Source organism: Pseudomonas sp. S3E17 (assembly GCF_024168685.1).
GTDB lineage: Bacteria > Pseudomonadota > Gammaproteobacteria > Pseudomonadales > Pseudomonadaceae > Aquipseudomonas > Aquipseudomonas marginalis.
The window spans coordinates 94,058-114,372 of sequence record NZ_JALJWE010000001.1 but is presented as its reverse complement, the minus strand read 5'-3'; the positions used below and the strand labels follow the sequence as shown (position 1 = coordinate 114,372).

Annotated in this window: 21 protein-coding genes; 9 read left to right on the top strand and 12 right to left on the bottom strand. The window is 58.1% G+C overall.

Going from position 1 to position 20,315, the window contains the following annotated elements:
- The 6 genes from J3D60_RS00525 to J3D60_RS00500 all read right to left on the bottom strand — a co-directional run bounded on the left by J3D60_RS00525 (position 1) and on the right by J3D60_RS00500 (position 6,282).
- A complete protein-coding gene (locus J3D60_RS00525) occupies positions 1–630 on the bottom strand; it encodes a response regulator transcription factor (protein WP_065942151.1) in 630 nt (209 codons plus the stop codon).
- Positions 631–899: 269 nt separating this feature from the next.
- A complete protein-coding gene (locus tag J3D60_RS00520; RefSeq protein ID WP_115487912.1) occupies positions 900–1,616 on the bottom strand; it encodes an MgtC/SapB family protein in 717 nt (238 codons plus the stop codon).
- A 16-nt stretch (positions 1,617–1,632) separates the two neighbouring features.
- Positions 1,633–4,338, bottom strand: coding sequence for a magnesium-translocating P-type ATPase (mgtA, locus tag J3D60_RS00515; RefSeq protein WP_253488662.1), 2,706 nt, complete (start codon positions 4,336–4,338; stop codon positions 1,633–1,635).
- A 512-nt stretch (positions 4,339–4,850) separates the two neighbouring features.
- Complete coding sequence (locus J3D60_RS00510) at positions 4,851–5,453, bottom strand: GNAT family N-acetyltransferase (RefSeq protein WP_253488660.1); 603 nt, start codon at positions 5,451–5,453, stop codon at positions 4,851–4,853.
- Between the two features lie 22 nt (positions 5,454–5,475).
- Positions 5,476–5,913 carry a T6SS immunity protein Tdi1 domain-containing protein gene (locus J3D60_RS00505; protein ID WP_253488658.1) on the bottom strand — a complete coding sequence of 146 codons (438 nt, stop codon included), beginning with the start codon at positions 5,911–5,913 and terminating at the stop codon, positions 5,476–5,478.
- Positions 5,914–5,937: 24 nt separating this feature from the next.
- Positions 5,938–6,282: an FKBP-type peptidyl-prolyl cis-trans isomerase gene (locus tag J3D60_RS00500; RefSeq protein ID WP_065926228.1), complete on the bottom strand. Its 345-nt coding sequence runs from the start codon at positions 6,280–6,282 to the stop codon at positions 5,938–5,940.
- A 394-nt stretch (positions 6,283–6,676) separates the two neighbouring features.
- Here J3D60_RS00500 and J3D60_RS00495 point away from each other — a divergent pair, with 394 nt between their 5' ends.
- Positions 6,677–6,922, top strand: a complete 246-nt coding sequence (locus J3D60_RS00495) for a DUF3077 domain-containing protein (RefSeq protein WP_253488656.1) — start codon at positions 6,677–6,679, stop codon at positions 6,920–6,922.
- 156 nt (positions 6,923–7,078) lie between these two features.
- On the opposite strand, the gene J3D60_RS00490 is transcribed toward J3D60_RS00495, so the two are convergent.
- A complete protein-coding gene (locus J3D60_RS00490) occupies positions 7,079–7,480 on the bottom strand; it encodes a type II toxin-antitoxin system HicB family antitoxin (RefSeq protein ID WP_253488654.1) in 402 nt (133 codons plus the stop codon).
- A gap of 54 nt (positions 7,481–7,534) precedes the next feature.
- Complete coding sequence (locus J3D60_RS00485; protein ID WP_253488652.1) at positions 7,535–7,702, bottom strand: type II toxin-antitoxin system HicA family toxin; 168 nt, start codon at positions 7,700–7,702, stop codon at positions 7,535–7,537.
- Between the two features lie 336 nt (positions 7,703–8,038).
- On the opposite strand from J3D60_RS00485, the gene J3D60_RS00480 reads away from it, so the two are divergent.
- The 3 genes from J3D60_RS00480 (at position 8,039) to J3D60_RS00470 (ending at position 12,182) form a co-directional block, all read left to right on the top strand.
- Complete coding sequence (locus tag J3D60_RS00480; RefSeq protein WP_253488650.1) at positions 8,039–9,988, top strand: FAD-dependent oxidoreductase; 1,950 nt, start codon at positions 8,039–8,041, stop codon at positions 9,986–9,988.
- A 122-nt stretch (positions 9,989–10,110) separates the two neighbouring features.
- Positions 10,111–10,998 (top strand): nitrilase family protein, encoded by an 888-nt coding sequence (locus J3D60_RS00475; protein ID WP_253488648.1) that lies wholly within the window; start codon positions 10,111–10,113, stop codon positions 10,996–10,998.
- A 14-nt stretch (positions 10,999–11,012) separates the two neighbouring features.
- Complete coding sequence (locus J3D60_RS00470; RefSeq protein ID WP_253488646.1) at positions 11,013–12,182, top strand: hypothetical protein; 1,170 nt, start codon at positions 11,013–11,015, stop codon at positions 12,180–12,182.
- A gap of 50 nt (positions 12,183–12,232) precedes the next feature.
- Here J3D60_RS00470 and J3D60_RS00465 read toward each other — a convergent pair whose 3' ends face one another.
- Positions 12,233–12,454 (bottom strand): hypothetical protein, encoded by a 222-nt coding sequence (locus J3D60_RS00465; RefSeq protein WP_253488644.1) that lies wholly within the window; start codon positions 12,452–12,454, stop codon positions 12,233–12,235.
- A 22-nt stretch (positions 12,455–12,476) separates the two neighbouring features.
- On the opposite strand from J3D60_RS00465, the gene J3D60_RS00460 reads away from it, so the two are divergent.
- Both J3D60_RS00460 and J3D60_RS00455 read left to right on the top strand, forming a co-directional pair.
- Complete coding sequence (locus J3D60_RS00460; protein ID WP_065942144.1) at positions 12,477–13,973, top strand: PAS domain S-box protein; 1,497 nt, start codon at positions 12,477–12,479, stop codon at positions 13,971–13,973.
- A 131-nt stretch (positions 13,974–14,104) separates the two neighbouring features.
- Positions 14,105–14,377 carry a DUF1652 domain-containing protein gene (locus J3D60_RS00455; protein WP_027603187.1) on the top strand — a complete coding sequence of 91 codons (273 nt, stop codon included), beginning with the start codon at positions 14,105–14,107 and terminating at the stop codon, positions 14,375–14,377.
- Here J3D60_RS00455 and J3D60_RS00450 read toward each other — a convergent pair.
- Together J3D60_RS00450 and J3D60_RS00445 are read right to left on the bottom strand one after the other, a co-directional pair.
- A complete protein-coding gene (locus J3D60_RS00450) occupies positions 14,340–15,533 on the bottom strand; it encodes an MFS transporter (protein ID WP_253488642.1) in 1,194 nt (397 codons plus the stop codon). The genes J3D60_RS00455 and J3D60_RS00450 overlap by 38 nt on opposite strands.
- 76 nt (positions 15,534–15,609) lie before the next feature.
- Complete coding sequence (locus J3D60_RS00445; RefSeq protein ID WP_027603185.1) at positions 15,610–15,918, bottom strand: RcnB family protein; 309 nt, start codon at positions 15,916–15,918, stop codon at positions 15,610–15,612.
- A 353-nt stretch (positions 15,919–16,271) separates the two neighbouring features.
- On the opposite strand from J3D60_RS00445, the gene J3D60_RS00440 reads away from it, so the two are divergent.
- The 3 genes from J3D60_RS00440 to J3D60_RS00430 are packed head-to-tail and all read left to right on the top strand — an operon-like array spanning position 16,272 to position 19,299.
- The gene (locus J3D60_RS00440) at positions 16,272–16,829 is read left to right on the top strand and encodes a helix-turn-helix domain-containing protein (RefSeq protein WP_027603184.1); all 558 of its coding nucleotides are present in this window, start codon (positions 16,272–16,274) and stop codon (positions 16,827–16,829) included.
- Between the two features lie 11 nt (positions 16,830–16,840).
- Positions 16,841–18,187: a glutamine synthetase family protein gene (locus J3D60_RS00435; RefSeq protein WP_065942142.1), complete on the top strand. Its 1,347-nt coding sequence runs from the start codon at positions 16,841–16,843 to the stop codon at positions 18,185–18,187.
- Positions 18,188–18,201: 14 nt separating this feature from the next.
- The gene (locus tag J3D60_RS00430) at positions 18,202–19,299 is read left to right on the top strand and encodes a DNA alkylation repair protein (RefSeq protein WP_253488640.1); all 1,098 of its coding nucleotides are present in this window, start codon (positions 18,202–18,204) and stop codon (positions 19,297–19,299) included.
- A gap of 39 nt (positions 19,300–19,338) precedes the next feature.
- Here J3D60_RS00430 and J3D60_RS00425 read toward each other — a convergent pair whose 3' ends face one another.
- Entirely contained in the window at positions 19,339–20,235 is an 897-nt protein-coding gene (locus tag J3D60_RS00425; protein WP_253488632.1) for a LysR family transcriptional regulator, read from the bottom strand.
- Between the last annotated feature and the right edge of the window lie 80 nt (positions 20,236–20,315).

Below are 20,315 nucleotides of genomic sequence, written 5' to 3'. Positions count from 1 at the left end.
TCAGATCAGATGATTGCGCTGGGCGAACTTGGACAGATGCACCACCGACGACATACGCAACTTCTCCTTGAGCCGCGTCTTGTAGGTACTGATAGTCTTGTGGCTCAACAGCATGTCGTCGGCAATATCCTTGTTGCCCAGGCCCAGCGCCAGCTTTTGCAGGACGGTCAATTCGCGATCTGATAGCGCATCCACCAACTCCTGCTCGGTCGATTGCAGGTCGTCGCGACGCACCGAACTGGTGGGCAGGCTGGGGAAGCAACTGTAGCCGGACCTGATCGCCCTGATCGCCTTTTGCAGCTCATCCAGCTCACCGGTCTTGGCGACAAACCCCATCGCCCCGGCGCGCATGCAGCGAGTGGAAAAAAACACCGCCAGATACGAGGTCAGCACCAGGATCCTGCAGGGCAACTCCAGTGCCTTGATCCGGCTGATCACCTCCAACCCACCGAGCTTGGGCATCGCCAGGTCGAGAATGACCAGGTCCGGACGTTCTTCACGAGCAATCTGCATGGCGTCAGCGCCGTTCCCCGCTTCGTAGATGGTATCGAAGCCTTCCTGCTTCAACAGATACTTCACGGTGGCGCGTATAAAAGGGTGATCATCCACGATTAAAGCTTTGTTGCTCATAAGACTCCCCTGGGAAGATCAGTACGCTTACATATCACGCGAGACCCCACTACCTGTGAAAAGTAACAGTTCCGACAAGCGGCACTGATTACTCTGTACAACACCTCAGGCACTACAGGCCCCTCCTTTTGCAAAACACGATAAACATGTGCAGCCACGCCTTGATTCCTGAACAGGCGCAAGCGCGCAACCTTAGCAACCGCGTGCTTTTTCCAATGAAGGGATAATCTCGACTAAATGTAGGACTTTTCCTCAGAATCTTCCAAAGGCTACTCGGTGGTGCTGGGGCTCCAGAACGCCTGTACCACCAGGGTCGACCGGGAAATTCGCGCCACCAGGGCGTCCAACTCGTCACCGTCTACCGAGGTCACCGCCAGTGTGGCTTCGATTTCAACCTCCTCGGCGCCGAACGGTCGTACATCGACATCGCTGGCAGGGTAGTTACAGCGCGCCAGTTCAGCTTCCAGCAACGCCAATACCGCGGTTTGCTGGGTACGCCGGGCAATCACATAGAGGATGTTGGTAACCTCCGCCGACACCACATCCAGGGGTTGGCGGTTGATGTTATTGACGATGGGCCGCAGCAGGGTATTGGCCGCCAGCACAAACAGCGTGCCCAGCAACGCCTCGAGGACCAGGTCGGCACCGGCGCACGCCCCCACCGCCGCCGACGCCCAGAGCGTGGCGGCGGTGTTGAGACCGCGCACATTGCCTTCTTCACGCATGATCACACCGGCCCCCAGAAAGCCGATGCCCGACACCACATACGCCACCACCCGCACGGCGCCTTCCGCACCGCCGAGGCGGTTGGCCATGTCAACGAAAATCGCCGCGCCCACCGCCACCAGTACGTTGGTGCGCAGGCCCGCCGTGCGTTGGCGGTACTGGCGCTCGAAGCCGATCAGGCCACCGAGGATAAACGCGGCGGTGAGGCTGACCAGGGTATCGACCAGGGAGTTGAGGTTGATGTTGTCGATTGCTTGCATGGGAAACCGTCCCTGTTCATTGCCAGCCAAACTTACGGATGTAGTAGCCCTTCACCGCCTGGGTCAGCGCCATGTACGCCAGCAGGATCACCGGCAGGAACACAAAGTACAGCGACGGCAGCGCCTGCAATTTGAAGTAATGCGCCAGCGGCCCCATCGGCAGGAAGATCCCCACAGCCATGATCACAGCGGTCATCACCATCAACGGCAGCGCCGCGCGGCTTTGCAGGAACGGGATTTTCGGGGTGCGGATCATGTGCACGATCAGCGTCTGGGTCAGCAGCCCTACCACGAACCAGCCGGACTGGAACAGCGTCTGGTGGTCAGGGGTGTTGGCATCGAAGACGTACCACATGAGTGCGAACGTGGTGATGTCGAAAATCGAACTGATCGGCCCGAAAAACAGCATGAAGCGCCCCACATCCCCTGGCTGCCAGCGTTGTGGTTTGGCGAGCATTTCCTCGTCGACGTGATCGAACGGGATCGCGATCTGCGAGATGTCATACAGCAGGTTTTGCACCAGCAGGTGCATCGGCAGCATCGGCAGGAACGGGATAAACGCACTGGCCACCAGCACCGAGAACACGTTGCCGAAGTTGGAACTGGCGGTCATCTTGATGTACTTGAGCATATTGGCGAAGGTGCGCCGGCCCTCCAGCACGCCCTCCTCCAGGATCATCAGGCTCTTTTCCAGCAGGATGATGTCGGCGGCTTCCTTAGCGATATCCACCGCGCTGTCCACCGAAATCCCGATATCCGCCGTCCGCAGCGCCGGTGCGTCATTGATGCCGTCCCCCATAAAGCCCACCACATGCCCGTTCGCCTTTAGCAGGCGCACGATGCGTTCCTTGTGGCTGGGCGTCAGGCGGGCGAACACATTGGTGGTTTCCACGGCCTTGGCCAACTGGGCGTCGGTCATGTCCTCGATGTCGTTGCCCATCAACAGGCCCTGTTGCTCCAGACCCACTTCACGGCAGATCTTGGCGGTGACCAGCTCGTTGTCGCCGGTCAGCACTTTGACCGCCACACCATGGGCTTTCAGCGCCTTGAGAGCGGGCGCAGTGCTTTCCTTGGGCGGGTCGAGGAACGCGACGTAGCCGATCAGCGTGAGGTTGTTTTCATCCGCCAGGCTGTAAGTGTCGCGCCCCGGGGCCATCGGTTGCGCGGCCACCGCCACCACCCGCAGGCCTTCTTCGTTGAACGCGGCAGTGACCTGGCGAATGCGCGCCAGCAGCTCGTCGGTCAGCGCTTCGTTGACATCACCATGACGCACGTTGTTGCACACCGAGAGGATCTCCTCCACCGCACCTTTGCAGATCAGCAGATGCGGCCGGCCCTGCTCGGCCACCACCACCGACATGCGGCGGCGGTTGAAGTCGAACGGGATTTCATCCACCTTCTGGAACGCGGTGCCGACCTTCAGTTCGCGATGCACCTCCACGTGCTCCAGCACCGCCACGTCCAGCAGGTTTTTCAGTCCGGTCTGGTAGTAGCTGTTGAGGTAAGCCATCTCCAGCACATCGTCGGACTCCTCGCCCCACACGTCCACATGACGCGCCAGGAAAATCCGGTCCTGGGTCAGGGTGCCGGTCTTGTCGGTGCACAGCACATCCATCGCGCCAAAGTTCTGGATCGCATCCAGGCGCTTGACGATGACCTTCTTGCGCGACAGGAACACCGCGCCCTTGGCAAGGGTGGACGTGACAATCATCGGCAGCATTTCCGGGGTCAGGCCCACGGCAATCGACAGCGCGAACAGCAGCGCTTCGGTCCAGTCGCCCTTGGTGAAACCGTTGATGAACAACACCAGCGGCGCCATCACGAACATAAAGCGGATCAGCAACCAGCTGACCTTGTTGACGCCGTGCTGGAACGAGGTGGTCGCACGGTCGGTGGCCGTCACGCGTTGAGCCAATGCGCCGAAATAGGTGCTGTTGCCGGTGGTCAGAATCACCGCCGTCGCGGCGCCGGACACCACGTTGGTGCCCATGAACAGGATGTTCTCCAGGTCCAGCGGGTTGCGGGTGTTGGTGTCGTGCTGCTGGGCGAACTTCTCCACCGGCATCGATTCACCGGTCATCGCCGCCTGGCTGACGAACAGGTCCTTGGCGCTGAGCACGCGGCAGTCGGCGGGGATCATGTCCCCGGCCGAGAGCACGATCAGGTCGCCTGGCACCAACTGCTTGATGGGCAATTCGACGCGTTTGGCATCATCGCGGCGCAGCACCGTGGCGGTGTTGCTCACCATGGCTTTCAAGGCATCGGCGGCCTTGTTGGACTTGGCCTCCTGCCAGAAGCGCAGCAGGGTCGAGAGCACCACCATGGAGAAAATCACCGTGGCGGCCTTCATGTCTTCGGTCAGCCAGGAGATCACCGCCAGCAAGGTCAGCAGCAGGTTGAACGGGTTCTTGTAGCAATGCCACAGGTGCACCCACCACGGCAGCGGCTGCTCGTGCTCGACTTCATTGAGGCCGTATTGCACGCGCAGGGCATCGGCTTCCAGGCTGCTCAAGCCCTCGGTATGGCTGCCCAACGTACCGAGCAATTGCACGGCACTGCTATTGGCCGCGACCACCAGGGTTTGCGCCAGGGTGGGCGGCACTTCGCGGCTGACGCTGGCATCGGTGACGGTTTCGAGCATCGCCAGGCGGCGGAAATGCCGGGCGATATGCCGGGTCCGCAGGAAGCCGGCGAAGAACTCTTTCAACAGAGTGAGGTTCATGGTGTGTTACTCCTGCGCGAGGAAAAACCGTCGAGCAGGTACTGCCTGTCCCACCGCGCCCTTTCATAGGCACAGTCAGCCCGGCCCGCCCGCCGTAAAAGACAGGCGCGTCCGTAGCATCCCGAGGTTAACCGGGTGCTGGTCAGCGTCGATGAGAGGGATCGCACAGGGGCCAGGACTGGCCACTGTCAGGATGCCGCTTCTCGCTAGGTGGCGAGACAACGGCATCGAAAAAAATGCGCGTTATCTTGCCAAGTATGTGCCGGTTACCGAGACCGGCCGACAACTGTCACTCGAACAAGTACCCACTGAGGGTCTCCGCTATTGATGAAAACGCGCGAAGCTTACGCCCCGATTTAAGGAGAGTAAACCGTAGGAAAGTTTCCATATGGTGAATAAGAAGATTCTTCAGGGAGGGTTCAGGAAGCGGTCATCCTGAACCTGGCGAAGATCAAAGGAGGGTCAGCCATTTCAGTCGACCGCATTCCTGTGGCGAGCGGGGCATCCCACACTTACGGTGTACAGGGTCGATCCCGCTCAACCAACGCCAGGTAATCCTTAACCTGTCCACCCGCCAACGCCTTAACCTGAATCGACACCCTGTTCACCTGCCGCCCCATCGTGATCCCGTCCCGCGTGCGCACGGATACATACCCAAGCTTGGGCCAGAAGCGTTCGGCTTTGGTATTGCCGACCACGACCGACAGCCGCAGCCACTGGGCGCCATTTTCCACGGCCCAACGTTCAATGTCTGAATGCAGCTGCTGGGCAAGCCCGGTGCCATGCCAGCGCGAATCGACCAGCAGCAAACCGATATGCCACACCCCATCAGCCAGCAGATCCGCCGCGATATTCACCACGGCGACCAGCGCCTCGTCCGTACCGCGATAACCCAGCCAGTGCATCCGACTGCACGCCCACCCCGCCGGCAATTGCACCTGCAATTCGTCGCACGCTTCGGTCAGCGTGGCAGGCTCGCCGTTGACCGCGATGAAGTAATCCGGCGCCTGCTCAAAAAACTGCTGTAGCTCAGCTTCGTCAGCCAGGGTAAGCGCCACGACACGAATATCGGGGAAGGTGCTCAGAGGAAGTTGAGTCATGCAATCCACATCCATGAGGTGCTGTCCTTACAAGCGACTAATCCACAATCTTGAGTTTCACTTGCGCGCCGTCGGGCAAATCCTTGATCTCACGTGCCAAATCACCGCAGAACCGAAGCTGCTCGATATGATCAAGTTGACGCACATTGTCGATGGCGTACTCGCCGCCCAAAACCGGCGAAATAACGAAATGGTAAACCTCGCCCTGCGCTAACGGCCCCAGCATCTCCTCGGCCTGATCCACCATCGATTGCAGGTACCAGTCGTGCAGAAAGGCCTGATCCCTGGAGACCTCGTCCAAGGCTTCACGGGTCTGGGCGATCACTTCGCAGGAAAGTGCCTCGGGGCACACTCGCCAGTAGCGACCCTGTTCGTCCTCGACCATCAAATTGCCAAACGCCGTAGCGCCTACGACCTCAACAGGGTCAATGCCCGCCCAACCCCAGCTGTCGCGTATTGCGTGAAGTATGTTCATGCAGCCTCCTTGCGTCGAAACGACTCAATCATCCCGCGTCAGCACTTCCAACAACTCAATCTCAAAACGCAGATTGCTGTTGGGCTTGATATGCGCACCCATGGACCGTTCGCCATAGGCCAGGTGCGCCGGCACAAACAACCTGCGCACCCCGCCGACCTGCATGCCCATCAACCCCTGGTCCCAGCCCTTGATCACCCGCCCGGTGCCGATCACACACTGGAACGGCTTGCCCCGCTCCCAGGACGAATCGAAGACCGTACCGTCTTCCAGAGTGCCGGTGTACTGGGTGGTGATCAGTGCGCCCTTGACCACGGCTTTGCCGGTGCCTGGGCGAGTGTCGGTGATCTGGAGTTCGTCGGGGCTCATGGGGTTCTCGTTGAAGGCGTAAAGGCTGGGGTTTTCCCAGAATCGATGGGGTTTGGCAAGTGCAGGAACAGTCGCTGCCGTGACATTTCCCTTTAACTTGCAGGACGTTTCCGAGAGAATCCCAAGCGCTTGCGCCGCTCAAATCACGTGGCTAGTCTTCGGCGGTCACTGCCAATTCAGTGACCGGGTTTAGCAGCCCGCCGATATGACTAGGCGCAAAGCGCCACCTTTTGCAGGGCGCTTTTTTTCGGCCCGTGCTTCATGGTGGCCGTGCGCAGGGCACCTTCGGGTGCACCGGGTTCCTAGTCACCGGTCTGCTAACCTGCGCATGGCCGCCACCCCAAATCGTTTAGCAGCGATGGTGTCGGCTCCTACTGACTAGAGGAGCTTCAAAATGGACAAACTCGTCCCCGCCCCACCCGCCCCAGAACTGAAATTCTTCACGACCACCCCAGACCTCAGCTTCGAAGACGCCCTGGCCCACGCCAGCAGTGTGCTGCGTTGCGCCGCCGTTGCCGCACAGACGGCAGGTGATCAACTGGACGGTCCTTCGCGCACGCTGGTGCTTTCGGTCATGCACTTGGTGGACATGGCCAGTGTGATGGTGGACCGGTCGCTGGAGTGCGTGCAGCCACGTTAAAAGCACAGTGGGTCTCTGTGGCGAGGGAGCTTGCTCCCGCAGGGCTGCGCAGCGGCCCCGTTGCTTTACTACTGCCCCCACAAAAATCCCGTAGATATAGCGTCGGCCCGACTTGAACACGCCATAAGCCGATACAGAGTGCTCGCTTGTGCTTACTTACGCAGAGAGCTCACGCAGCGCTGCCGTCGCCAAAAAACCTGACCGCGATGCATAGCGATGATCCTTTTGCACACGCTCGTCAATCCGCTGCAAGAGGTGTTCCGGCAGAGAGGCATTGAACCGCACTGATTTCCCCAGATAAGGCGTGAGATCAAAGTCGACTATCGCCCAGACACCACCGGCAAAATCCGGATTACCCAAATGGGCATCAACCTCCAGCGCCTGAGGAAGCTGTTCCTGATCGGCAACCAGGCCTTCAAGGTGCAGAGCCAATGCCTCACGTATATTGTCCAGCGCTTCGGAAAAAGACCCGCCCGCCGAGAAACACCCCGGCACATCAGGGACGGTCACGCTGTAATCCGAATCAGCATCTTTGTGTACTACCACTGGGAATTTCATTGCTCCTCCTCTGACCGAGCCCGTGGGAGCTCGCCCAATTCATCCAGCAGGCAATTATTTGAGACCGGCTGATTTGAAAATACTGTGCAGAGTGCCCTTGGCAATCTCTGACTTGGGATGAGGGACGGTGACTCTTCCCCGCTTCACGGGGTGCTTGAACTGATGATGACTGCCCTTCACTGCCACCTCAAACCAACCATCCGCAACCAGCAGGTCAATCACCTGCTCGACTTCTCATCGCCTTACCCTTGGGTGTGTATATACCCCCCACCAAATGGTAATGCGTTTTTTGCACACACGAGACACACGGATAAAAAATCTTGCGGCTTGATGATGACGGTGGGTAAATCCCTTACGCCAGTGAAGTAATATCAATCTTTGTGCTCTGGATCGCTCTCACGCGGAGCGTGGAACAATCAAATACTCGGGCCAGTTCCCCTTCACCTACAACAGAACACGACATACCCTAGCCAAAAATCACATCCTGCTTATTGTCTCTTCCAGAACCTATATTCAACCTATAAGTAGAAAATCAATTCTGAACGAGAAAGATCAAAAATGACCATCGGTTCAAACTTTAATTACCCAGCAGATATAGCCCAACAAAGTCATCGTAAAAAGCGCACTGTAAAGAATAAATGGAGGGCACGATTCCCTAGCCCGCCAGATTTGTGTTTCGATTACCGAGCATTGGTAGAGCAAGAAAACGGCGTTGCCCAAGCGACCGACATTGCTCACAAAATTTGCATTATTGGTGCGGGAATTACAGGTTTAACAACTGCACGCGAGCTGCATAGGTGCGGTTTCAAAAATATTACACTAATAGAAAAGTCAAAGCGTATAGGCGGTCGACACCTGACAGCTCTTGGTAGTAATAATACGAACACTGTCGGTCGCCCTCCTTTTGAGATGGGCGCAATGAGAATGCCGTTCTTCAATAGATCAAATGAGCAGCCCAAAGATGGTCGTTCGCTTATGGCGTATTACGCAAATGAATTTGAATTAGTCTGCTCCGACTTTCCAAACCCCGGCAGCCCCAGCGTCCACTCAACTGGAATCTACCTGAGAGAAGGGAGCCTGGAAGGAGACAGTGAACCCACAATGCTTATCTGGAAAAACCCAAACGGAAAAACAGCACCACCCGGTAAAATCTTAAGGTCCGTTTTTGCGAAGTGGAAGGCATTCGCTGAACGGATGACGCTGCACGTTTCCGAGCATTTCGGCTCTGACGGTTGGGAAGACATGTGGGATGCCATAGTAAAAAAATATGAAGGCACGTCATTTCGTGACTTGGTGAAGATGCCAACTATCGATCACTGGCGGCAAAGTGATCCTGGCAACTTTGGCGGAATGGGGATGACCGCACAGGAGTCGGCTGTTTTTTACTCAATAGGCATTGGTGATGGCAGTTGGGGAGCGTTCTATGACGTCTGCTCGATTTACCCAATACGCACGGCGATATTTGGTTTTAGCAGTCATTTGCAACTGATCCACGGCCGTGTGAATTCAGAAGGTGCCCCCATGGCGTCACCTTATCTTGACGTCACAGAGACAGTTGACTCGAGAGGCCTAAAATTTAATAAACCAAATTACATTGGTCTTGGCTCACTGGCCGAATCCCTGCTTTTTATAAAAGCGCAAGAGACCACCGAATCATTATATGAACACTTACTGAAAAGCCCGTACGGTTTGCTGACCAACAGTGCTGCAACGAAAATAAAAAAACTTGAGAATGGAAAAACAAGGATTTACTACGACTGGAATACTACACAGCCGAGTAAAACAAAAAGTGAATTTATCGATGTCGATTCACTTGTAATTACCCTTCCATCATGGCTGATAGAAACACAAATTCTCATCGAGAATTTCAGCCAAGACATGCTTCCCTTCGAAACAATCGCAGCCTACAAAACGGCTCATTGGGAAACCAGCTGCAAGGTGTACGCCCCCCTCAAAAAGTCCTTCCTCTCATCCAATAAAAACATACCTCAAGCTATTGTAACCGACAGCTTCATACATGACATCTACACTTATCGCTACAATGGAAACCACACTTACGACTGTATCCTCTTAAGCTACACGTGGGAGGATGATGCAACAAAGCTTTCGCTGTTCAGCGACGAAGAACTGGTCGACAAATGCATAGAGGAGCTGGACAGGATACTTTTGAAGTCAACAAATATTAAAAAACGCATTTCTCCCTATATAGGACGTGACCAAGCAATCGTTCAGCGCTGGATGAACGATAAACACGCCCTTGGTTGTGCAAAACTCTATCGCCCTGGCACCTACTACGACGCCGTAGGCCTGATGAAATACAATAGGGACTTTTCTCTCACATCCGGGCTTTATCTTTGTGGTGAATCTTTTTCTGTGGATGCTGGCTGGACAGAACCTTGCTTCAGAGGCGCAGTTGATACTGTGATCAATATCTGCAACAAGACCCAAGCAAAATTCAATGGAGATTTTTGCATGCAAGATTATCCAGAGTACAAGACAGAGACTTAAACTACATCGAGAGAATCCGGCTACATCACAACAGGAATTATCTGACTTTTCTTTAAACATTTCTTCACCTCTTATAAACATCCAACCAAAATCCGGTTGCATAACAATAAGAGGTCATCCCCATGAGCGAACCAACAAGCCCTGCCCGCGTCGCCGTCATTCAGTTCAACCCACAGGTCGGCATAGCCAACCGAAGCGACAACCTGCATCAAAGTCTTCTACTGGCGACTGAAGCAGCAAACGGCGGCGCCAATCTGATCGTGCTGCCGGAGCTTTCCAACTGCGGCTATTTCTTCAGCAGCCGCCAGGACGCGTTTGATCATGCAGAGGCAGTGCCGAACGGACCGAGTGTGCGGGAATGGATCGATTTTGCCTGCAAGCACCAGGTGTATCTGGTCGCCGGTCTTGGCGAAATCGATGGTATGCAGCTGTTCAACACAGCGGTATTGCTGGGGCCCGACGGGTTCATAGGCAAATACCGAAAAGCCCATTTATGGAACTTGGAAAAGCTTTGGTTCACCCCGGGGAATTCTGGCTTTCCAGTGTTTGAAACGCCGATCGGTCGTATCGGCCTGCTGATCTGCTGGGACATCTGGTTTCCGGAGGTACCGCGCATTTTGAGCCAGCAAGGCGCCGATATCATTTGCAGCTTGAACAATTGGGTGTGGACACCCCCACCGTTGTTCGATGAGGCAGGAAAGTGCATGGCGTCGTACCTGACGATGACCGCTGCACATGTGAACAACGTATTTATCGCGGCCGCGAGCCGCATTGGTGAAGAGCGGGATGCCCGTTATCTCGGATGCTCCTTGATTGCAGGGACAAATGGCTGGCCAATCGGCGCCGTGGCTTCGGCCAATCGCCAGGAGATCCTGTTCGCCGACATTGACATCACCAGCGCCCGCAGCGCGCCGATCTGGAACAGCCTCAATGATCTGCAACGGGACCGTCGCAATGATCTTTATGATCAGATGCTCGGGTATTCCCAGCACCCTGCCCTGCCTCGCTGAGAGGAGGGCAATCTATGGAAACGTTGTTTGCCAGGAAAACGCCAACCCGCTCACGAGCGGATATCACAGTTGTTGTACTGGGACTCGTCGCTACCTTGCTCGCGGTATGGGTTGTATCCAGTCATCAAGGTTCATGGCCAGGATACAACGAGATGGTGACGGCCCTCCCCCAACCCGTAGCGTGGTTGCGGTGGGTAGTGGGGGATATAAGCGAAGTTGCCTTTTACAAGCATGAACTCGCGTCATTGGGCCTATTGAGTGGTGCCTATCTGGCATGGTGGGCAAACAAACGTGGCAAAGCCTGGCAGGGCTTTTCCATTTGCTATGGCACCGGATTGTGGCCTTGGGTGGTGACCAGTTCGTTGATCGGGCTGTTGCTGAGCAACCTGCTGTGGGGTTGGAGCGTTACCGCCGAAACCTGGCAGCCTACGTTTGCGGCGTTTGTTTCATTGCCAGCAGCGATGGTGCTCATGTTTGGCAGCGGTTGGAAGGTCGCCCTCAATGGTGCAATGCTGGGAGCTTTACTGGTTACTCCACTGTGCTTGTTGATCGTCAATCTGGTGTGTGTGCCACTGGGTTTACCAGCCGTGGTCGGTAATGTGCTGGGCATGGCTATCGGAAGCGTCATCGCATTTGCACTGTGTCGTCGGGTGCCCTCGCTGGTGCGTTCGGACTCTATCGCTCCAGACCGACCGATACCTGTTACCCCGCCCAGTTACGGAGTGTTCTGGAGCCTGCGCCGAGTGCTGGCGGACTTTTCCGAAGCACCCTTTTTTGGAAATGAGCTGGCCAGTCTCGGACTGTTGGCAGGCGTGTTGCTTGCCTATGCCCTCAACCCCATGAGCCCGGCTTATGGCTCCGGCCTGCTTTTGCACATGGTAGGAGCACAGGCACTGACGTCGGCTTTTGGCGTAGTGATCTGGCGCCATCAATGGATAAAGCGGGGTTGGTATCCCACCTATGTACCGTTGGTATCTGTGGTACCGGCAGCAGTGTTGACCCACGGTGGCAGTTGGATGGTGGTGACTTCAAGTGCATTGCTGGGCGCCCTGATCGCACCGCCGTTGGCCTGTGCAGTTGCAGCGAGACTGCCTGCCCATTTTCATCCGTACATTGGCAATGTAGTTTCAATGGCGTTGAGTACGTTGATGATTGTGCCGATCGTAGGTTGGCTGGCAACTTGAAAGGTGTGGTTAGGGCCCCCCTAACCACTTTTGAACACAACAATAATCGATCAAGCCAACGGCACCCGACGCATCGTCAGTGCCATTCGCCCCACAAAGAAACTCAACGCCACACGCGACAGCTGCTTGGGCGCCACTTCACGGGTTTTATACTCGGCCTGTTGCTTCAACTCCTCATCCTCGCGCAAAGGCACCAGGCCACCTGGTGCATTCGCACCCCACGCCGCGCAATTACCCTGCACTATCCTGACACCGGGCTGTCGTACTTTCATGCGTCTAAAACCCGGAGAAACCATGACCCAGGATGTCCTCGCCAAAGAAACCAATCGCCGCCAGCTGCAGCAGATTATCTCCGGGCTGTCCGACGGGATCATCCTGGCCGAAGTCGACCAGACCATTCTCTGGGCCAATGAGGCCGCACTGGCCATGCACGGTGTGGAGGACGTCACGGCACTGGGTGCCAATACCCAGGAATACGCCGAACGCTTCAGCCTGCGCTATCGCAATAATCATCCCTTGCCCTTGGAGAATTACCCCCTCGCCCGCGCGGCGGCAGGCGATGAATTCAGTGACGTGGTAGTGGAGGTCATGCCCACCGCCGATGAAGAAAAAACCTGGGTGCACCGCCTGCGCAGCCTGGTCATCAGCGATTCCCATGGCACGCCTGAATTGCTGGTGCTGATCCTCAGCGACGCCACCGAATGGGCCAGCGCCGAACAGCGCTTCGAGAAAACCTTCAACGCCAACCCGGCGCCGGCGGTGATCTGCCGCCTGAGCGACCTGCGCTATATCAAAGTGAACCAGGGCTTCCTGGAGATGACCGGCTACACCCGTGACCAGGTGATCGGCCGCTCCGTATATGAACTGGACGTGCTGGAGCATGCCGAGCGCAGGGAGCTGGCCGTTCAGCGCCTGGGGGAAGGCGCGACCATCCCGCAGATGCAGGCCGAGCTGAAACTGCCCGGAGGCGGCAGCAAACTGGTGATCGTCGCCGGCCAGCCGCTGGACATGAACGAGGAAGACTGCATGCTGTTTTCCTTCACCGACCTGGAGCCACGCCGCAAGGCCGAAATCGCCCTGCGCCAGAGTGAAGAGCGCTTCGCCAAGTCGTTTCGCCTGACGCCGGTGCCCACCTTGGTGTGCAGCGCCGCCAACCGCCAGGTGGTGGATGTCAACGAAGCGTTCATGACCATTACCGGGTACACCAGCGAAGAGCTGATCGGTAAATCCATCGAAGACATCAACTTCATCGACAACCAGGAGGCGGCCGCGCAGTTGTTCGCCACCCTGGAGAAAGCCGGCAACCTCGATGGCCAGGACCTCAAGGTGCGCAAGAAAGGCAACGAGGTCATCGACTGCGTGGTCTCGGCAGACACGGTGATCATTGAGGATGTGCCCTGCTACCTGCTGGTGATGATGAACATCACCGAACGCAAGCGCTCGGAGCTGGAGTTGGTGGCGGCCATCGAGGAAGTGATGCAGGACGCGTCCTGGTTCAGCCAGACCCTGATCGAGAAACTGGCCAATGCCAAGAGCGTCAACAGCCCCAACCTGCCGAACGTGGCCTTCACCGACCTGACCGCCCGCGAGCGCGATGTACTCGGCCTGATCTGCGAGGGCCTGGCCGACAAGGAGATTGCCTCACGCCTGAAATTGGCGCCCAACACGGTGCGTAACCATGTGGCCACGGTGTACTCGAAACTGGGGGTGCATAGCCGTAGTGCAGCGATTGTCTGGGCCCGTGAACGCGGGCTGTTTGCCGGTGAACTGCGGGTTAAGAAAACCCGATGAAAGTGCAAATGCACTAGTGCGGCTAGTGCGAATTCGCCTTATCCCGCGCAGTCCCAATCCCTAACCTTCAAGGTGTGAGTACAGGGCTTTCTACCTGTGCCGTCGTAAAACGACACCTTGAAGGAACCCACATGTTTACGCTCTCTCAACTGCGAAATTGCATCGAAGAAGGCCTCGCGCCGCTGACATGCGAGTTCACCCTGTGCCGGGATGCGTCGCTGACCCTCAAGGTCTACGACGCCGACACCGGCCGGGTGGACCTGGTGGTGACGGGGATCAGCACCAACCGGCTGCAGACCCCGCAAGACGTGGAAAAGATGGTGGAAGAACTGCGCTACGAACTGCAAAGCAACAACATGGGCAAGGTCACGCTGGAAGACGCGCCTTCAACGACGAACCAATGAAATAGAACACCCCGCCCGCGACAATGAACGCCCCCAGCATGTAGAACATGTAGTGGGCCGGCAGGCTGGCCAGCACCAGCCCGCACAACACCGGCCCCAGCGCAGCCCCCAGGTTGGACAGGTTCTGCGCCCCGTAATACATGCCCCGCAGGTGATCCGGGGCGATCCGGTCGATAAACATGTATTCGGCCGGGAACACGATGATTTCCCCCACGGTAAATACCGCCATCGCCAACACCCACCAGAGCACGCTGGTGGACAGCGCAAAACCAATCAAGCCCAGCATGAACATGCCCAGGCCGGCGATCAGCCATTGGCTGAGGTAACGGTGGGAAATACGTCGACCAATCACGTACTGCAAGGCGATCACCAGCACGGCGTTGGTGGTGAGCACGGCACTGATGACGGTGTAGGTGTATTCAGCACTGGTGGTGGTGACCAGGTACTGCGAGAGGTAGGCGGTGAACTGGCCGAACACCACGGCGCTGAGCACACCCCCAAGGGTGAAGCACACCAGGCGATGGTCACGCAGCAGCACGCGGCCTACGGCCAAGAACGGCACCGGCTTTTGCGTCACATCGATGGTCGCCAGGGTGCGATCGCCCCAGCGCCAGTACAGCAGGAAAAAACCGGCCCCCAACAACGCCGACAGGATGAACGGCAGGCTGATGTCCAGCTTGGCCACCATCGCCCCAAAGAACGGCCCCGCGGCATAGCCGATATTGGTCAGCGTGTACTTGATGGAAAACACTTCGCTGCGTGCATCTTCCGGCAGCAAGCTGGCAAAACCGGCCTTTACCGCAATATCGATGACCGCGTAGGCCAGGTTGATCAGGATCAGGCAGCTGTAGAACGCCCAGATGTTCTGCGCCAGCACCGTACCGATAAACCCCAGCCCAAACAGCACGCTCAACCCCAGCAACAGCCGATAACTGTTGATGCGGTCGACCAGAAAACCGCCATATACGCTGAGCAGCGAGCCAAGGATCAACGAGCTGCCGATCACCAGCCCGACCTGGGTGATGTCGAGGTCAAATTGGCGGGTGAGGTAGATCACCAGGTAGGGAAAGGTAATCGCCTTGGCCAGCGTCAGCAGCAACGTGGCGGACAACAGCAGGTTCACGGCGCGGGGGTAGTTTCTTATTGTGGCAAGCATCCTGCTCTCTTTCTTTGAAGGTAACACGGCCTTGATGGCCGGTTACCTTACCGCAAGAGCCGAAAAAAAACGCGGGTCATTTCTTGACGGGTGTGATCTCCAGGATGGTGCCGTTGGTGGTTTTGAGCAGCACGAACCTGTCGCCCACACGGGCCCACTGGCTGTCGGCTTCAGGCTGCTTGAGACCGCGTTTCTTCCAGTCGCTGACCGCCGACTCCTTGCGCATCAGGATGTCCGGGGCGCGGTCGCCTTCTTTCAAATCACGGGTATTGATGTTCGAAGGCTGCACGGTTTCCTGAGGGGTATCGCCGGCCTGCACGACAAAGCTGGCGGTGGACAGGCTGGCGGCGACCAGGACACAGGCAGCGAGGGTTTTGGACTTCATGGGTGCTCCTTCAATGAATGATGCGTACCCAGGTTCCGACCGCAGGCGCATGAAATCATTCAGCCTGTTGAACCTTGATCCCCTGTGATGAGCATAGGTATCTACACAACTTTTCAGACCCTGACAAATCTCCCTGTGGTGAGCGGGCTTGTCCCGCGTTGGGCTGCGAAGCAGACCCAAAACCAGCCGCTACAGAGTGTCTGATACACCGCGTCTTCTTTAATGGGGCTGCTACGCAGCCCAACGCGGGACAAGCCCGCTCCCCACAGGGTATTCACTGGCTTACGCGTGCCCCCATTGCCCTTATGAAATTAATCCTGTAATTTTTCATGAAATTATTAGATATAAATTTCATGAACCAGCAAGAAGAACTCGACGCCCTGGCGATCCTCATCCACGACCTGCGCAAGTACAAGAAACTCACCCTCGCCCAACTCGCACAGAAAATCGAGCGTTCGGTGGGCTTCCTGTCCCAGGTGGAACGGGGCTTGTCGCGTCCGACCGTGGCGGATCTTACCGCCATCAGCCATGCCCTCGACGTGCCCACCACCTATTTCTACAGCCTGTCCAAACCCAAGGCCGTGAGCTGGGTCACCCGCCCCAACGAACGCCGCACGGTGTACTACGCCAACGGCATCACCGACATCCTGGTGTCCCCCAGCATGAATGGCGCCTTCTCGATGCTCGACAGCCTCCTGGCACCCGGTGCCAACAGCGGTGAACAGACCATGAGCGACCGCGCCGAGCAGGCCGGATTTGTACTGGAAGGCGAACTGACCCTGTGGGTAGAGGGCGAGGCCGATTCGGTCACCCTCGGCCCCGGTGACAGCTTCCACCTGGCCAGTTTCGCCCACTGCCGCTACGCCAACCTCACCGACCTGCCCGCCCGCGTGTTGTGGGTTTACAACTAGGAGCAACACCCGTGAAAAGCCAAGCCTCCACGTTACTGGCCGAAGTACGGACCTTTCGCCAGAACCATCCCGACGTGCGCTATGTCGACCTGATCGCCCTGGACATTCCCGGGCATTTCTACGGCAAGCGCTACCCCATCGAGATGCTGGAAAAGGTCGCCGCCGGCAGCCCCTTGAAGCTGCCGCAGAACGCCGTGCTGCTGGGGGTTCAGGGCGGGCTGTTCAAGATCGGCGACTACTGCTTCCACGACGGCGACCCGGATGCCAACCGCCGCCTGGTGCCGGGCACGCTCAAGCCGGTGAGCTGGGAGTCGCAGCCGCTGGGGCAGATGTTGATCACCTCGGACGGTACCGAGGCGCCGATCGAATTCGAACCTCGCGAAGTCCTGGCCAAGGTGCTGGAGCGCCTGCACCACAAAGGCATTCACCCGGTGGTGGCCTTCGAACTGGAGTTCTACCTGTTCGACAAAAAGCTCGACAACGGCCTGCCGCAATTCGCCCGCGACCCGCTCAGCGATGACACCGACGACCAGCCCAACCTGCATATCGAACGGCTGTCGCGCTTCAGCGAGGTGCTGGACGACATGGCGCAGACCGCCAAGGACCAAGGCATCGACATCACGGTGATCACCGCCGAACTCGGCCCCGGTCAGTTCGAGATCAATTTCGGTCACCTCGACGACGGCCTGCGCGCCGCCGACTGGGCGGCCCTGTTCTGCCGCAGCACCCGCGGCGTGGCACTCAAGCACGGCTACCGCGCCAGCTTCATGGCCAAGCCTTACCTGCAATTCCCCGGCAGCGGCATGCATGTGCATGTCAGCCTGTACGACGGTGCGGGCAACAATGTGCTCGCGGCGCACCAGCAGCAACCCCTGCGCCACGCCGTAGCCGGTTGCCTGGAGTTGCTGCCCCACTGCATGCCAATCTTCTCGCCCAACCACAACGCCTTCCGCCGCCTGGGCGGTACGGTCAACGCAGCCACCCGCGCCTGCTGGGGGTTTGAAGACCGCGACGCGTGCGTGCGCATTCCCGATTCCGACCCGCGCAACCTGAGGATCGAACATCGCCTGGCCAGTGCCGACGCCAACCCGTACCTAGTGCTGGCGGCGATCCTGGTCGGCCTTGAACATGGCCTTGAAGCCAGGCAAGAACCTATCGCGCCACTGAACGAGGACCGCAGCAGCGGCACCGACTTCCCCGTGGAAATGCTCGATGCCGTGCGCGCCATGCAGCATCAGCCGGTAGTGCGCGATAAGCTGGGCGCCGAATTTGTCGACGTGTACTGCGAGAACAAACGCCAGGATCACCTGGCCTTTCAACAAGAAATCCATGCGCGGGAATACCGCTGGTTTCTCTAACGACGGAATAACCGATGACCGACCAAAGCGCCCCGGCCCTCAAGGAAATCTTCAACCTCGAACGCCTGCAGCACATCGCCAGCGAAATGACAGCGGTGTACCCGGCGTTCGACGCCAAGGGGTTTCTCAAGCACGCCAAGGCCGGGCTCGCCGAGTTATCGGTGATGCAGCGTGTGGCGCGAGTCAGCGAAAGCCTGCACGCGGTGATCCCGCTGGACTATGCCCAGACCCTCAAGCTGCTTTACGCCCTGGCGCCGCGCCTGAACAGCGGGTTTGTCAGCCTGTGCCTGCCGCACTACGTGGCGAGCTACGGCCTGGATGACTTCAAGCGCTCCATGGCCGCGCTCAAATACTTCACCCCCTTTGGCTCGGCTGAGTTCGCCATAAGACCCTTCTTGCTCCACGACTTCGAACGCACCCTGGCGGTCATGCAAACCTGGTCGCTGGATGACAACGATCACGTGCGCCGCCTCGCCAGCGAAGGCTCGCGCCCGCGCCTGCCGTGGTCGTTTCGCCTGGCCAAGGTGCAGGCCAACCCCGAACTGTGTGCGCCGATCCTCGACAACCTAAAGGCCGACAGCAGCCTCTACGTACGTAAATCCGTGGCCAACCACCTCAACGACATCACCAAGGACCACCCGGATTGGGTGCTCGGCCTGATCGAAGGCTGGAACCTGGATAACCCGCACACCGCCTGGATCGCCCGCCATGCGCTGCGCAGCCTGATCAAGCAGGGCAACACCCGCGCGCTGACGATCATGGGCGCAGGCGCCAAGGCCGAGGTGAAGCTCCATCACCTGAGTGTGACGCCGGCGGTGATCACCCTGGGCGAGCGGATCACCCTGTCGTTCAGCCTGGAATCCACCGCTGCCACTGCACAGAAACTGGTGGTGGACTATGCCATCGATTACGTCAAAAGCGCCGGGCACAGCACGGCCAAGGTGTTCAAGCTCAAGGCGTTTACGCTGGGCGCGGGTGAACGGCAGAACATCCGCCGCGAGCAGCATATTCGCGCGTTGACCACGCGCAAGCACTATCCCGGCAGGCATGCGGTGCATGTGCTGGTGAATGGAGAGCGATTGGGCAGTGCCGAATTCGAATTGCGCGATTAACCCGATGTCACCCACACCACAGATCACTGTGGAAGGGTTTCATCCGTTGGATTCGCCGAGCAACAGTGGCTGCTCCCGCGCGCACAATTCCACCACGTAATCCCACAGCACCCGCAACCGCACCGACTTGTGCAACTCCCGGCGCGAGCTGATCCAGTAGCTGCGCTGGATCCCCTCCCCCGGCAGCAACGGCACCAGTTGCGGGTCACCCGACGCCATGAAGCACGGCAACACCGCAATCCCCAATCCGGAGCGCGCGGCCTGGTGTTGGGCGATGACGCTGGTGCTATGGAACACCACCTTGGGGTTGCGGCAGAAACTGCTGAGGAACTTCAGCTCCTGGCTGAACAGCAGGTCGTCGACATAGTCGATCCAGGCGTGGGCGGCGAGGTCTTCGCGTTTTTCAATCGGAGGGGTGCGCGCCAGGTAGGCACGGCTGGCATAGAGCGCCAGGCGGTAATCGGTGAGTTTGCGCGTGACCAGTTGATCGACGCTGGGGCGTTCGAGGTGGATGCTGATTTCCGCTTCGCGGTTGAGGATGCTGACGAAGCGCGGCACGGCGAGCAGTTCCACTTCCAGGCCGGGATAACGTTCGAACAGCCCGCCCATGCGGCCGGCGAGGAACATCACTCCCAACCCTTCGGCCACCCCGAGGCGGATCTTGCCCAAGGGCGCAGCGGCGTGGGTCAGTTCGTCCTCGGCCAGCAACGCGACGTTTTCCATGGCCTCGGCGTGTTTGAGCAGGGCTTCGCCGGCGGGGGTCAGTTCGTAGCCCTGGGCGTGCTGCACGAACAGCGCGGTGCCGAGGCTCTTCTCGATGGCTTCGATATGCCGGGCCACCGTGGCGTGCGTGGTTTTCAGGCGCTGCGCGGCGGTGAGCAGGCGGCCGCTGCGCTGCAACTCCAGAAAATACCGCAGGTCATTCCAGTCGAACATGTCGCCTCCATTGCATGGCCCGGATAGCGCTGTTTAAAAACGCACAGCAGCTGGGTAAAAACTAACATTTTTAAGACGAA